This window comes from Pseudomonas sp. DW-iso3 (assembly GCF_058725305.1).
Genome location: NZ_JBZXDZ010000001.1, coordinates 578468 through 592751, shown reverse-complemented (window position 1 = coordinate 592751; position 14284 = coordinate 578468). Strand labels below are relative to the sequence as shown.

Below are 14284 nucleotides of genomic sequence, written 5' to 3'. Positions count from 1 at the left end.
GAACAAGCCCGCTCCCACCGGTCGATCCGGTTTCGTCAAAGGATATTCGAGTAATCCGCCTCGATCCGATCCAGGCTCAAATGGTTGAGGAAGTTGGAGAAGCACATCCACGCCGCCAGTGCGTTCATGTCGCGGAACTGCTCTGGCAGGTACTTGGGCGGCACCACCAGGCCTTCGTCCACCAGTTGGCGCAGGGTACGCATGTCTTCCAGGGTGGTCTTGCCGCAGAACAGCAGCGGCACTTGTTCCAGCTTGCCTTTGCGCACGGCGAGCTGGATGTAGTTGTAGACCATGATGAAGCCCTTGAGGTAGGACAGGTCCTTGGTAAACGGCAGACCAGTCGGCACTGAACCTCGGAAAACCCGACTGGCGTTGCCGTAACTTTCGGCCATCTCAAAGCCTTGCTCGCGGAAGAACTCGAACACCTGCAGGAAGTCGGCCCCCTCTTCCACCATGTGGATAGCGCGGGTGCGGTTGGTCAGCTTGCGCAGACGGCTCGGGTAGGAGGCGAAGGTGATGATTTCCATCAGGATCGCCAGGCCTTCCTGGGTCACGGTAGACGACGGCGGGCCTTTGGACAGGAACGTGCAGATCGGCTGGTTCTGGCCATTCAACGTGGTGCCCACGTGCACCAGGCCTTCATGCACTTCCAGGGCGCGTACGTCGCGGTCGTTGAACATCGCATCGGCGCGGATCTTGATGTAGTCCGCACCCGCCGCCGCGTCGGCGACGATACCGTCGGACTCAAACACGCGAATAGTCTCTTCGGCCTCGCCGAACACCTTGTTCAGGCGGGTTTGCAGCAGGGCCACGGCGTCCTTGGCGGTGAGGGTCTTGGCCTCATCCTTCAAGTCCCCACGGCCATCGATGTTGTTCAGATAGTCCGAAAGCATCAGGCCCAGATCGGCCAGGGTCGGGTCACCCGCGTGGAACGCATCGGAAGCAGCGCCATAAAGCTCTTGTGAAATCAGGCCGAAATCCTCGGTGCCGCGTGCTTCGAGCATGCGCACCACCATGCGGTATTCCTTGCACATGCGGCGCATGATCTGCCCCACCGGACTGAACTGGCCGAGACGACGGGTGATGTCGCGCTCGATGTTCTGGAACTCCAGCTTCACCGCGCTGGAATCGAACGACAGCGGCCGGTTGAGGTAGTAGTCGCGGCTGACCGCCGGCATTTCCTTGCCCTTGGCCTTGAGGAACCCCTGGCGAATGTTCTCGTCCCACTTCACGGCGTCGAGGACGCGAATCGGTGTTTGCGCCAGCACAATGCGATCAGACAAGGTGCGTATCGTCTGCTGGTAATCGTCCACCCGGTGCTTCCTCTTTAAACGTTATTTGCCCGCACGCTGGTAGCGCACGGCTTCCACGAATACATCGGCGTTGGCCGGGTCATCCAGGTAGGCAAACACCTGGTCCAGCGGGCCGTCGACCAGCACCCCGGGCCCTTCGACGGTTTCCACCGTGCTGCCCTGTAACGCCTTTTGGCCTATGGCTTGATGGATCTGCTCCAGGTCGAGGTTGTAGACCACCAATTCATGCTTTTCGTTGATTTCGAAGCCCGCAAGGATGAAATGCCCGCCGAGCTTGGCCGGCAGCGGCGCCGACAAGTACCAGCGGTTGCCATGCCGGGACACAGTAAACAAGTACTCATCACGCTGGTTCGGCTTGGCTGTAGGGTAGCTCACGGCTTTATAACGGTGTTCACCGACGCGCGTGATTCGCAGGTTGAGCGGCTCGCCCCAGGCGTTTTTGCTCGACCATTTCCCCAGCAAGCCCGCGGGTGCGGCTTCACGGGCCGGCATCGGGTCCTTGAAGGTCACCAGGCAGCCGCTGAGCAGCAGGAATGACAAGGCAATTACCGCGATTCGCCAGGCTTTCATCGAGTACTCCACGGGGGTATGGGTGGAACCGTTTTGTGTGGGAGCGGGCTTGCTCGCGAAAGCGGTGGCTCAGCCAAATGTGTATCGACTGACACCGCGCATTCGCGAGCAAGCCCGCTCCCACATAAAGCACGTTCCGTAAATGACTACACCGAGGCCAAGACCAAATGCATGTAACGCTTGAGGATCTCAAGCATTTCTTCACCGGTCAGAGGCTCTGCGCCGCCCAGCAGGCCCTGATATTCCATCCGACTGATTATCGCCGTCAACACTTTGGCATCCTGTTGTGGCTCGCGGGAGCCCAACACCTGGAAAAACTGCCCGGTGCCTTGCAACAGAATCTGCTGGTGGGAACGCACCAACTCGGCCAGGCGCGGGTTGAGCAAGGCTTCCTGGCGGAACGCCTGCTCGGCCATCAGGTGTTCACGACGGTTGGTCAGTTGCCGCAAGACGTAATCGGCGGTCAGCCGCGCAATGTCATCGGCCAGTTGCGAGCGTGACTGCGGGCTGCCATCGCCATAGGCGACCATCTCGCGCAAAAGGCCTTCGTTACGCACCCACAGTTTGCCCATGAACGCTGCACTGCGCTCGACGTATTGGGCGAAGGTGTCGGTGAGCAGATCGTCGATGTCCTTGAAATAGTAGGTGGTGGCCGACAAGGGCACCCCCGCCTCCGCCGCCACCGCGCGATGGCGCACGGCGCGCACGCCATCGCGCACTACGATGCGCATGGCTGCATCGAGAATGTCTTGCCTGCGTTGCTCGCTACCCCGACGGCTGGCCTTGCGGCCTTGGTACTGGACGCTTTCAGCCACGGCAGCGGCAATGCCGGCGGCGCCTTCTTGAGCGGTTACGCGGTTCACGACTCACATCCTTGAATAGATCAAAACCTGGCGCTGTTTGCTTGACGCTTATTGACGCCACATAAAAAAGCCGCCTTATAAAAGGCGGCTTCGGATTTCGCTTCGGTTACGCTTGCGGCCGCATGTGCGGGAACAAGATCACGTCGCGGATCGACGGCGAGTTGGTCAACAGCATCACCAGACGGTCGATGCCGATACCTTCACCGGCCGTTGGCGGCATGCCGTATTCCAGGGCGCGGACGAAGTCAGCGTCGTAGTGCATGGCTTCGTCGTCGCCGGCGTCCTTGTCGGCCACCTGGGCCATGAAACGCTCGGCCTGGTCTTCCGCGTCGTTAAGCTCGGAGTAGGCGTTGGCGATCTCGCGACCACCGATGAACAGTTCGAAACGATCGGTGACGTTCGGGTTGTCGTCGTTGCGACGGGCCAGCGGCGACACTTCGAACGGGTACTGGGTAATGAAGTGCGGCTGCTCCAGCTTGTGCTCCACCAGCTCTTCGAAAATCATCACCTGCAGTTTGCCCAGGCCCTCGAAGCCCAGCACCTTGGCACCGGCTTTCTTGGCGATCGCACGGGCCTTGTCGATGTCGTTCAGGTCGTCGGCGGTCAGCTCAGGGTTGTACTTGAGGATCGAGTCGAATACCGACAGGCGCACGAACGGCTCGCCAAAATGGAACACCTTGTCGCCATACGGTACGTCGGTGCTGCCCAGGACCAGTTGCGCCAGCTCGCGGAACAGTTCTTCGGTCAGGTCCATGTTGTCTTCGTAGTCGGCGTAGGCCTGGTAGAACTCCAACATGGTGAATTCTGGGTTGTGACGCGTCGAAACGCCTTCGTTACGGAAGTTGCGGTTGATCTCGAACACTTTTTCGAAGCCGCCAACAACGAGGCGCTTGAGGTACAGCTCCGGCGCGATACGCAGGAACATTTCCATGTCCAGTGCGTTGTGGTGAGTTTCGAACGGCTTGGCTGCGGCACCACCTGGGATGGTTTGCAGCATCGGGGTTTCCACTTCCAGGAAGTCGCGCTGCATCAGGAAGGTACGGATGTGCGCGATCACCTGCGAACGCACACGGAACGTGTGGCGCACTTCTTCGTTGACGATCAGGTCAACGTAGCGCTGGCGGTAGCGCTGCTCGGTGTCGGTCAGGCCGTGATGCTTGTCCGGCAGCGGGCGCAGCGACTTGGTCAGCAGGCGCACGTGGGTCATCTCGACGTACAGGTCGCCCTTGCCGGAACGGGCCAGGGTGCCTTCGGCGGCGATGATGTCGCCCATGTCCCAGGTTTTCACCGAGGCCAGGGTTTCTTCAGGCAAGGTCTTGCGGTTGACGTAGACCTGGATGCGACCGGTCATGTCCTGGATCACCATGAACGAGCCACGGTTGAGCATGATGCGACCTGCCACCTTGACCGGGATCGCAGCCTCTGCCAGCTCTTCCTTGGTCTTGTCCGCGTACTGTTTCTGCAAGGCATCGCAGTAGTTTTCGCGACGGAAGTCGTTGGGGAAGGCATTGCCCTTGGCGCGCTCGGCAGCAAGCTTTTCCTTGCGCAGGGCGATCAGGGAGTTTTCTTCCTGTTGCAGGGCCTGGTCGAGTTGTTGGTCGCTCATGTCTTTAAATTTTCCATCACAGGTTCGTTGCCCCCAGGCCTGCGGCCTGGGGATCGCGGGCAAGCCCGCTCCCACATAGGGTGTTACAGGCCGGATTTCAGGCTGGCTTCCAGGTATTCGTCGATATCACCGTCGAGCACCTTGTCACAGTCACTGCGTTCGATGTTAGTGCGCAGATCCTTGATCCGCGACGCATCGAGCACATAAGAGCGGATCTGGTGACCCCAGCCGATATCCGACTTAGTGTCTTCGAGCGCTTGGGACGCGGCATTGCGTTTCTGCATTTCCTGCTCGTACAACTTGGCCCGCAGCATTTTCATGGCGGTGTCCTTGTTGGCATGCTGGGAACGTTCGTTCTGGCAGCTGACCACGGTGTTGGTCGGTACGTGGGTAATACGTACGGCCGAGTCGGTGGTGTTTACGTGCTGACCACCGGCACCGGAGGAACGGTAGGTGTCGATGCGCAGGTCGGCCGGGTTGATTTCGATCTCGACCTTGTCGTCGATCTCTGGGGAGACGAACACCGCAGAGAACGAAGTGTGACGACGGTTGCCGGAGTCGAACGGACTCTTGCGCACCAGGCGGTGCACGCCAATCTCGGTGCGCAACCAGCCAAAGGCGTATTCACCCTTGATGTGCACGGTCGCGCCCTTGATACCGGCGACTTCACCGGCGGACAGTTCCATGATGGTCGCTTCGAAACCGCGTTTGTCCGCCCAGCGCAGGTACATGCGCAACAGGATGTTGGCCCAGTCCTGGGCCTCGGTGCCGCCGGAACCGGCCTGGATGTCGAGGTAGGCGTTGTTCGGGTCCATCTCGTGGCTGAACATGCGGCGGAATTCGAGTTTGGCGAGGTTTTCCTCGAGACGGGCCAGCTCGGCGACGACATCGCCCACTGCGCCTTCGTCGTTTTCTTCGACGGCCATGTCCAGCAGGTCACGGCAATCGGCCAGGCCGGTGTTCAGTTCGTCGAGGGTGTCGACGATCTGCGCCAGCGCAGCGCGCTCGCGACCCAGTTCCTGGGCGTATTCAGGTTTGTTCCAGACAGCAGGATCTTCAAGCTCGCGATTGACTTCGGTCAGACGCTCATGCTTTTGATCGTAGTCAAAGATACCCCCGAATAGTTTCGGAGCGCTCGGACAGGTCCTTGATGGTGTTAAGGATCGGGTTGATTTCCATGGCGGGCAGCACTCGTTGGCGAACTTTTGAAAGCCGGCGAGTATAACGGCAAATGGGGGGGAACGGCAGTCCGCTTGGCGAAAAGGCGTGGGGTTTGTACACGATCCGTAGAACGATACGGATCAAATGTGGGAGCCGGCTTGCTTGCGAATGCGGCGGGTCAGTCACGGATATATCAACCGACCCAGCGCATTCGCGAGCAAGCCCGCTCCCACATTTAGATGTCCAGTGCCTTCAGGTCACTCGATCCCCACCTGATTGCGCCCATTATGCTTGGCCGTATACAACCCCTTATCCGCCGCCATGATCAATTGACGACAGTCCGTGCCCTGCACCGGCGTCAGGGTCGAGAGCCCAATGCTGATGGTCAGACTTGAGCCCTCGGTCGGTGCGTTATGCGGGATTTTCAGCGCGGCAACCGCCATGCGCAGCTTTTCGGCTACCAACCGAGCACCGCCCGGCGAGGTATTCGGCAGCACCAGAGCAAACTCTTCACCGCCGTAGCGCGCCGGCAGGTCCGAGGGGCGGCTGCTGGCTTCGCGGATGGCGGCGGCAACCTTGCGCAAGGCCTCGTCACCTTCGACATGCCCAAAGCTGTCGTTGTAGGTCTTGAAGAAGTCCACGTCGATCATCAGCAGCGACAATTGAGTCTGGTCACGCATGGCACGGCGCCATTCCAGTTCCAGGTATTCATCGAAATGACGCCGGTTGGACAGCCCGGTAAGACCATCGGAGTTCATCAACCGCTGCAGCACCAGGTTAGTGTCCAGCAACTGTTGCTGGCTGACCCGCAGCGCGCGATAGGCTGCATCCCGTTGCAACAAGGTCATGTACGAGCGCGAGTGATAGCGGATCCGCGCCACCAGTTCGATATTGTCCGGCAGCTTGACCAGGTAGTCGTTGGCACCCGCCGAGAACGCCGCGCTCTTGATCAGCGGGTCCTCCTTGGTGGAAAGCACGATGATCGGGATGTTCTGCGTGGCCGGGTGATTGCGGTATTCACGCACCAGGGTCAGGCCGTCGAGGCCGGGCATCACCAGATCCTGCAGGATAACGGTCGGTTTGATGCGAATCGCCTGGGCAATCGCCTGGTGCGGGTCGGCGCAGAAGTGAAAGTCGATGTTTTCTTCATGAGCCAGGCCACGCCGCACGGCTTCGCCGATCATGGCCTGGTCGTCGACCAGCAACACCATGGCAGCATTTTCGTCGGTCTTGATGTCGTCGATCTGTAAATCATTCATGTGCAGTCACCTGAATTACTGCCGGCAAGCCGGTGCTGCGGGAGGTCGTGTTCATTTGGCGAATACCTCCAGCAGTCGGGGCGCAATTCTATCCAGTGGGCGAATTTCAACAGCAGCATCAATCGCCGCCGCCGCTTTGGGCATGCCATACACCGCCGAGCTTTGCTGATCCTGGGCGATGGTCAAATAACCTTGTTCACGCAGTAACTTGAGGCCCTGGGCCCCGTCGCGCCCCATGCCGGTCAACAGTACGCCGACGGCATCGCCATTCCAGTGGCTGGCCACGCTTTCAAAAAACACGTCGATCGAAGGCCGGTAAATCTCGTTCACCGGCTCTGCGGTATAGGCTAGCGTGCCGTTCTTCAATAAACGAATGTGGTGGTTGGTGCCGGCCAGCAGCACCACGCCGCTTTGCGGTGGCTCACCTTCGCGGGCCAGGCGCACCGGCAAGCCGGAGGCGCTGCTCAGCCACTCGGCCATGCCGGCAGCGAACACCTGGTCGACATGCTGCACCAGCACGATGGCCGCGGGAAAGTCACGGGGCAAGCCCTTGAGCAGGATTTCCAGGGCGGCCGGGCCGCCCGCAGAGGACCCGATGGCCACCAGGCTCTGGCGTTTGCCAGTGATGCGCGGGGCCAAAGCTTCCGCACGCACGCGGCTGCCGCGCTGACCGATCAGCCAGCCGATGTTGAGGATCTTGCGCAACAGCGGCGCCGCCGCATCCTTGGGGTTGCCCACGCCCAGGGTCGGGGTGTCCACTACGTCGAGGGCGCCGTGGCCCATGGCTTCGAACACTCGGCTCACGTTGGCCTGGCGGTCGACGGTGACGATAAGGATGGCGCACGGGGTCTGGGCCATGATCTGGCGGGTGGCTTCCACGCCGTCCATCACCGGCATGATCAGGTCCATCAGGATCAGGTCCGGCGTCAGTTCAGCGCAGCGCTGCACCGCTTCCAGGCCATTGGCGGCCACCCAGACAACTTGATGCGCGGGCTCGAAGCTCAAGGCGCGGCGCAAGGCCTCCACCGCCAGGGGCATGTCATTGACGATCGCAATCCTCATGCCCGCGCGCCTCCGATCAGTTCCATCACGGCGTCCAACAGGGCGTCATCATGAAAACTGGCTTTGGCTAAATAATAGTCGGCGCCGGCGTCCAGTCCACGGCGTCGGTCTTCTTCGCGATCCTTGTAGGACACCACCATCACCGGCAACGATTGCAGGCGACTGTCACGGCGCAAGAGTGTGACCAATTCAATACCGTCCATACGAGGCATATCAATATCAGTGATCAACAGGTCAAAGTCTTCGGAGCGCAAGGCGTTCCAGCCGTCCATGCCATCGACCGCCACGGCCACTTCATAACCACGATTAAGTAACAATTTGCGTTGCAGCTCGCGCACGGTCAGTGAGTCATCCACCACCAACACCCGTTTACGCGGAGCCTCGGTGCTTTGTTGGCTGCGCCGGGCAATCCGTTCCAATCGGCCGGTGTTCAGCAGCTTATCCACCGAACGCAGCATGTCTTCAACGTCGACGATCAACACCACCGAGCCGTCATCCAGCAACGCGCCGGCGGAAATATCCTGGACCTTGCCCAGGCGATCATCCAGCGGCAAGACCACCAGGGTACGCTCGCCGATAAAGCGCTCCACGGCAATCCCATACACAGCATCGCGCTCGCGGATCACCACGACTTTCAAAGTGTCCGACGGGTTCTGCCCCGTCGGGCGCTGCAACAACTGGCTGGCGGCAACCAGGCCAACATGCCGGCCCTCGTGCCAGAAATGCTGGCGACCTTCCAGTTGCACGATGTCGTCCGGCGCCAGGTCGCACATGCGCTCGATGTGAGCCAGTGGGAACGCGTAGGCTTCTTCGCCGACTTCCACCACCAGACTGCGCACCACCGACAGGGTCAAGGGTACTTCCAGGTGGAAACGACTGCCCTGCCCTGCCGTCTGCTCCAACACCACCGCACCGCGCAGCTGGCGGACCATATGCTGCACCGCATCCAGGCCGACGCCGCGCCCGGACACCTCGGTGACCTTGTCGCGCAGGCTGAACCCCGGCAAGAACAGGAACGTCAGCAACTCTTCTTCGCTCAGGCGCTGGGCCGTTTCCAGCGGCGACAGATGCCGGTCGACGATGGTGCCGCGCAGGCGTTCCAGGTCGACGCCATTACCGTCATCGCTCAATTCCAGCACCAGCAGACCGGCCTGATGGGACGCGCGCAGGCGGATCAGGCCTTCAGCCGGCTTGCCTGCGAGCAGGCGTTGTTCGGGCATTTCGATGCCGTGGTCGACGGCATTGCGCAATAAATGCGTGAGCGGCGCTTCAAGTTTTTCCAGCACGTCACGGTCGACCTGGGTCTTGTCACCCTCGATCTCCAGGCGTACCTGCTTGCCGAGGCTGCGGCCCAGGTCACGCACCATGCGCACCTGACCGGCCAGCACATCGGCAAACGGACGCATGCGGCAGGCCAGCGCGGTGTCATACAACACCTGGGCGCGCTGCCCGGCCTGCCAGCCGAATTCATCCAGTTCGGCGGTCTTTTCCGCCAACAAGGCCTGGGCTTCGCTGAGCAGGCGACGCGTATCGGCCAGGGCCTCTTGAGCTTCGAGGTTCAAATTCTCAGTCTTGAGTTGCCCGTCCAGCGTGTCCAGGGCCCTTACGCTCTGGCTTTGAATGCGTTTGAGGCGCTGCAGGCTAGCCAGGTACGGTTTGAGCCGCTGGGTTTCCACCAGGGATTTGCTCGACAGATCCAGCAGACTGTTCAAGCGCTCGGCCGTCACACGCAGCACGCGCTCGCCGCCTTCGGTCATGCGTTTGTTGTGACGCGGCGGCTCGGCGACCACCGGCGGCGCGGGCTCAGGCTCCGGCGGCAGTGCTTCAACGACAGGCACAGGCTCCGGCGGCGGCGCCTTGACCGGCGCCTGGGACGGGTCCAACAGGCGCTCCATCAACGCCACATAGGCTTCGATATCGGCCGGCCCCACATTATTGCCGGGCGTGGCGATGCGCATCAGCAGGTCGGTGCCTTGCAACAACGCGTCAATATGTTCAGGTTGCAGGTACAGGCGGCTTTCCTGGGCACTGACCAGGCAATCTTCCATGACATGGGAGACGCTGACCCCGGCGTCTACCCCGACGATACGCGCCGCGCCCTTGAGCGAGTGGGCGGCGCGCATGCAGGCTTCGAGCTGGTCGGCCTGGGTGGGGTTGCGCTCCAGGGCCAGCAGGCCCGCGCTCAGTACCTGGGTCTGCGCGTCGGCTTCCAGGCTGAACAGTTCCAGCAGCGAGGCATCGCGCATCTGGTCGGGGGTCATGTGAGGCTCCGGGTCACGGCGGACAACAATTGCGCCTCGTCCAGCCAACGCAGGCTGCGGCCTTTCCACTGCAACACGCCTTGGGTGTAGCGTGCGCTGGCCTGAGGGCCGGAGGCCGAAGCCGCCTTCAAGGTGCGCTCATCGATGGCGTGGATACCGTCGACTTCATCCACTGGCACCACCACCGGGCCATCCTCTGCCGCAATGATCAACATGCGCGGCATGATGCGCCCACCGCTGGCGCCGTTGCTGGTCACGTCCAGGCCCAACAGTTCCACCAACGACAGGCACGCCACCAGCGCGCCGCGCACGTTGGCCACGCCAAGCAAGGCGCGCGAGCGTTGGTGCGGCAGGGAATGGATCGGTTGCAGCGGCGCCACTTCCACCAGGCAACGCGTGGCGATGCCCAGCCATTCTTCGCCGAGACGGAATATCAGCAACGAACGGGTGACCACGTCTTCACCCAACTCGACAGCGGCATGCGGGCGATGCGCGTCCTGCTGCAAGGCGTAGCGATCCAGCAAACGCGTGGCCGCCGCCGAGTACACCGAGCAGTTGCGGCAATGGATATGGTCCGCCAGCAGCGGGCAGGATTTGTCGCCATGGATGCCGATGCGGTTCCAGCAGTCATCGATGGCTTGGGTGTCGGCCAGGGTCAGGTCCAGGCCCGCGGTGTCGAGCGCGTCGGTGTTACTCATCGTTTGGACTCACTGTCAGCTCGCTCGCTACGGGCGGCCCGCGCCTGCAAACGGCGCGCTCCCGCACTGTCGCCCTGGGATTCGAGCAATGCCGCCAAGTGCATCAAGGCCTGCGGGTGCTGGGGTTCCAGGTACAAGGCTTTTCGATAATAGCCCTGGGCTTCCAGGGCGCTGCCGGCCACGTCGCTGAGCAACCCGAGCCAGTAGAACACCTGGGCGGCCGGCGGGTGATTACTCAAATACTGTTCGCACGCGGCACGGGCTTCGGCACTCTTGCCTTCATTGGCCAGGGTGGCGATGCGACCGAGCAGGTCACCCGCGTCGGTGTGCGGCGCCTTGATCGGCACCACCTGGGCCCTGGCCGTGCTGAACGGCCGTGGCTTGGTCGGAATCGGAGCCGCACTGCGTGGCGGGATGGGCGCGGCGATCGGCACAAACACGGGTTCCGGCTTGACCGGCTCGGCATGCCGACTGAACGCAAAGGACTGCGGCACCCCAATCGAACGCATGCCATGACGCCCCAGCAGGCTGCCCTCGGCCGGGCCGATGAACAGCACGCCGTCCACGTGCGTCAGACCCTTGAGCACATCGAACACTTGCTTCTGGGTCGGTTGGTCGAAGTAGATCAGCAGGTTGCGGCAGAACACGAAGTCATAGCTCGCCTCATTCGCCAGCAGGCCAGGATCGAGCAGGTTGCCCACTTGCAGGCGCACCTGCTCGCGCACGCGCTCGGCAATGTGGTAACCGTCGTCATACTCGGTGAAATGGCGGTCGCGAAAGGCAATATCGCCACCACGGAAAGAATTTCTGCCATACACCCCGCGCCGCGCGCGCTCTACCGACAGCGGGCTGACATCCAGGCCCAGCACCTTGAACTGGTGCGGCGCCAGGCCAGCATCCAGCAAGGCCATGGCAATCGAATACGGTTCTTCACCGGTGGAGCATGGCAGGCTGAGGATGCGCAGGGCGCGCATCTGCTTGATCTCGGCGAGTCGCGCCTTGGCCAGACGGGCCAGGGTCGCGAACGATTCGGGATAACGGAAAAACCAGGTTTCCGGAACGATCACCGCTTCGATCAGCGCCTGTTGCTCATCCTCGGAGCTTTGCAGGTGCTGCCAGTACTCACCGGCCGTTTGCGCATTAACGGCCTGGCTGCGTTGGCGCACCGCACGCTGGATGATGGCTTCGCCGACCGACGCAACATCCAGGCCGATGCGCTCTTTGAGGAAGGCAAAGAAACGCGGATCGCTGCTCATAGGCTCAGCTCGGCAGAAAACAGCAAGGCGCGCACGTCATCGGTGAGCAGTTCGTTGACGCCAATCCATTGCATCAAGCCCACGGCATCTTCACGCACCAGCCCCAGGTACGGCGCCTCGCGGTTGTCCAGGCCGTAGGGCTTGAACTCCCCCAGGTCGCAACGCAGGGTGTCGGTGGCTTGCTCCAGGATCAGTCCCAACCTGCGGGGTTCAACCCAAGGCTGCGGCTGGTAATTGACCAGCACCAGGCGCGTACTGGTACGGGCCTGGGCCGGCTTGCCGAACGTCAGGGCGCTGAGGTCAATGACCGGTACCAGCGTGCCGCGGTGGGCAAAGATGCCCGCCACCCATACTGGCGCATGGGCAATGGGTTTGAGCGGCAGGCGCGGCAGCACCTCGGCCACTTCCGTGGCCTTGAGGGCGTAACGTTCGTCGCCGATGTGGAACACCAGAAACAACGCTTTCTTCGCTGCCGGGACGGCGCCGCTTTTAGCCGCGAGGTCGCTCATCAGACTTTGAAACGCGACACGCCGCTGCGCAGACCGACCGCGACCTGGCTCAGCTCATCAATGGCAAAGCTGGCTTGACGCAGGGACTCGACAGTCTGGCTGCTGGCATCGCCCAGTTGCACCAGGGCGTGGTTGATCTGCTCGGCGCCCGTAGCCTGGGCCTGCATGCCTTCATTGACCATCAACACCCGCGGCGCCAGGGCCTGCACCTGATGGATGATCTGCGACAACTGCTCGCCCACTTGCTGCACTTCGAACATGCCGCGACGCACTTCCTCGGAGAACTTGTCCATGCCCATCACGCCAGCGGACACCGCCGACTGGATCTCGCGCACCATTTGTTCGATGTCGTAGGTGGCGACAGCCGTCTGGTCGGCCAAGCGACGCACTTCGGTGGCCACCACGGCGAAACCACGCCCATATTCACCGGCTTTCTCGGCCTCGATCGCGGCATTGAGCGACAGCAGGTTGGTCTGGTCGGCGACCTTGACGATAGTCACCACCACCTGGTTGATGTTGCCGGCCTTCTCATTGAGGATCGCCAGCTTGGCGTTGACCAGGTCGGCGGCGCCCATGACCGAGTGCATGGTTTCTTCCATGCGCGCCAGGCCTTGCTGGCCAGAACCGGCGGCAACCGACGCCTGGTCGGCGGCAGTGGACACTTCGGTCATGGTGCGTACCAGGTCCTTGGACGTGGCCGCGATCTCGCGGGAGGTGGCGCCGATTTCGGTGGTGGTCGCAGCGGTTTCAGTGGCGGTGGCCTGTTGCTGCTTGGAGGTGGCAGCAATCTCGGTCACCGAGGTGGTGACCTGCACCGACGAACGCTGAGCCTGGGAGACCAGGGCGGTCAGCTCGGTCATCATGTCATTGAAGCCGGTTTCCACTGCGCCAAACTCGTCTTTGCGCTCCAGGCTCAAGCGTTTGCTCAGGTCGCCGTCGCGCATGGTTTCGAGGATGTCGACGATGCGCTGCATCGGCGCCATGATCGCGCGCATCAGCAGCAGGCCGCACAGGCCGGCGGCGAGGACGGCGATGACCAGCGACACGGCCATGCTGACCTTGGCCGACAGCACCGACTCGTCGATTGCCGCGGTGGCGCGGTCGGAGACGTTCTTGTTTTCGGTAATGATGTCGTTGAGCTTCATGCGCCCTTCGACCCAGATCGGCGTCAATTGCTCTTCCAGCAACGTACGCGCACCCGGCAGGTCACCGGCATCGACACGCTCCAGCAGTTGCGCGAGCACTTTGTTGTAGGTGATATGCGCTGCCTTGAAGTTATCGAACTCCATTCGGTCGGCCTGACCATGAATGGTTTTTTCATAGGTGGCCATCTGCTGCGCAATACGCGCCTCGAAGGACTTGTAGTCCGACTTATCCGAATTGGTAAGGTCTTTTTCGTCGCGCAGGCCGATGATATCGATGGTCTCCAAATAGCTATCGACCCAGGCGCTGCGGATCATCGAACTGAGGTAGACCCCCGGCACCGCATCGTCCCGGACTGCTTCCTGGCTGGCTTCGATCTTCAGCAACCGCGAGTAGGACACCACGACCATCAGCAGCATGATCGCGATAATGACCGCAAAGCTCGCCAAGATCCGTTGGCGCAAGGTCCAGTTCTTCACAGTAATTCCTCGAAGGGCCATTCAAATGGGGGGAGTATAGCTGAGCGCAAGCCCTCATTTATCAACGGGTTTTGATGTAGCGCTCACAGAATGCAAAAACACCC

Annotated in this window: 12 protein-coding genes; all 12 read right to left on the bottom strand. The window is 61.6% G+C overall.

Annotation, left to right across the window (positions count from 1 at the left end; translation table 11 throughout):
• Nucleotides 1-35: 35 nt before the first annotated feature.
• Complete coding sequence (locus AC4PS7_RS02745; protein WP_010212629.1) at nucleotides 36-1313, bottom strand: flavohemoglobin expression-modulating QEGLA motif protein; 1278 nt, start codon at nucleotides 1311-1313, stop codon at nucleotides 36-38.
• Between the two features lie 21 nt (nucleotides 1314-1334).
• Nucleotides 1335-1883 (bottom strand): hypothetical protein, encoded by a 549-nt coding sequence (locus AC4PS7_RS02740; RefSeq protein ID WP_021492448.1) that lies wholly within the window; start codon nucleotides 1881-1883, stop codon nucleotides 1335-1337.
• A gap of 146 nt (nucleotides 1884-2029) precedes the next feature.
• Complete coding sequence (locus AC4PS7_RS02735; protein WP_016979842.1) at nucleotides 2030-2746, bottom strand: TetR/AcrR family transcriptional regulator; 717 nt, start codon at nucleotides 2744-2746, stop codon at nucleotides 2030-2032.
• Between the two features lie 106 nt (nucleotides 2747-2852).
• Complete coding sequence (lysS, locus tag AC4PS7_RS02730; protein WP_010212634.1) at nucleotides 2853-4352, bottom strand: lysine--tRNA ligase; 1500 nt, start codon at nucleotides 4350-4352, stop codon at nucleotides 2853-2855.
• An 83-nt stretch (nucleotides 4353-4435) separates the two neighbouring features.
• Nucleotides 4436-5531 (bottom strand): peptide chain release factor 2 gene (prfB, locus tag AC4PS7_RS02725; RefSeq protein WP_100215725.1). Its coding sequence is split into 2 segments (ribosomal slippage): nucleotides 4436-5458 and nucleotides 5460-5531, totalling 1095 coding nucleotides; the frame shifts between segments, so codons are not numbered across the junction.
• Nucleotides 5532-5770: 239 nt separating this feature from the next.
• Nucleotides 5771-6772: a response regulator gene (locus AC4PS7_RS02720; protein WP_010212639.1), complete on the bottom strand. Its 1002-nt coding sequence runs from the start codon at nucleotides 6770-6772 to the stop codon at nucleotides 5771-5773.
• Between the two features lie 51 nt (nucleotides 6773-6823).
• Nucleotides 6824-7834 (bottom strand): chemotaxis response regulator protein-glutamate methylesterase, encoded by a 1011-nt coding sequence (locus AC4PS7_RS02715; RefSeq protein WP_010212641.1) that lies wholly within the window; start codon nucleotides 7832-7834, stop codon nucleotides 6824-6826.
• On the bottom strand, nucleotides 7831-10095 hold the full coding sequence (locus AC4PS7_RS02710) for a hybrid sensor histidine kinase/response regulator (protein WP_010212643.1): 2265 nt from the start codon (nucleotides 10093-10095) through the stop codon (nucleotides 7831-7833). Before AC4PS7_RS02710 ends, AC4PS7_RS02715 begins: the two co-directional genes overlap by 4 nt.
• Complete coding sequence (locus AC4PS7_RS02705) at nucleotides 10092-10793, bottom strand: chemotaxis protein CheW (RefSeq protein WP_183701259.1); 702 nt, start codon at nucleotides 10791-10793, stop codon at nucleotides 10092-10094. Before AC4PS7_RS02705 ends, AC4PS7_RS02710 begins: the two co-directional genes overlap by 4 nt.
• Entirely contained in the window at nucleotides 10790-12049 is a 1260-nt protein-coding gene (locus AC4PS7_RS02700) for a CheR family methyltransferase (RefSeq protein WP_010212645.1), read from the bottom strand. The genes AC4PS7_RS02705 and AC4PS7_RS02700 overlap by 4 nt, the downstream gene beginning before the upstream one ends.
• A complete protein-coding gene (locus tag AC4PS7_RS02695) occupies nucleotides 12046-12558 on the bottom strand; it encodes a chemotaxis protein CheW (RefSeq protein WP_154847028.1) in 513 nt (170 codons plus the stop codon). The genes AC4PS7_RS02700 and AC4PS7_RS02695 overlap by 4 nt, the downstream gene beginning before the upstream one ends.
• Nucleotides 12558-14180, bottom strand: coding sequence for a methyl-accepting chemotaxis protein (locus tag AC4PS7_RS02690; RefSeq protein WP_010212648.1), 1623 nt, complete (start codon nucleotides 14178-14180; stop codon nucleotides 12558-12560). The genes AC4PS7_RS02695 and AC4PS7_RS02690 overlap by 1 nt, the downstream gene beginning before the upstream one ends.
• Nucleotides 14181-14284: the final 104 nt, after the last annotated feature.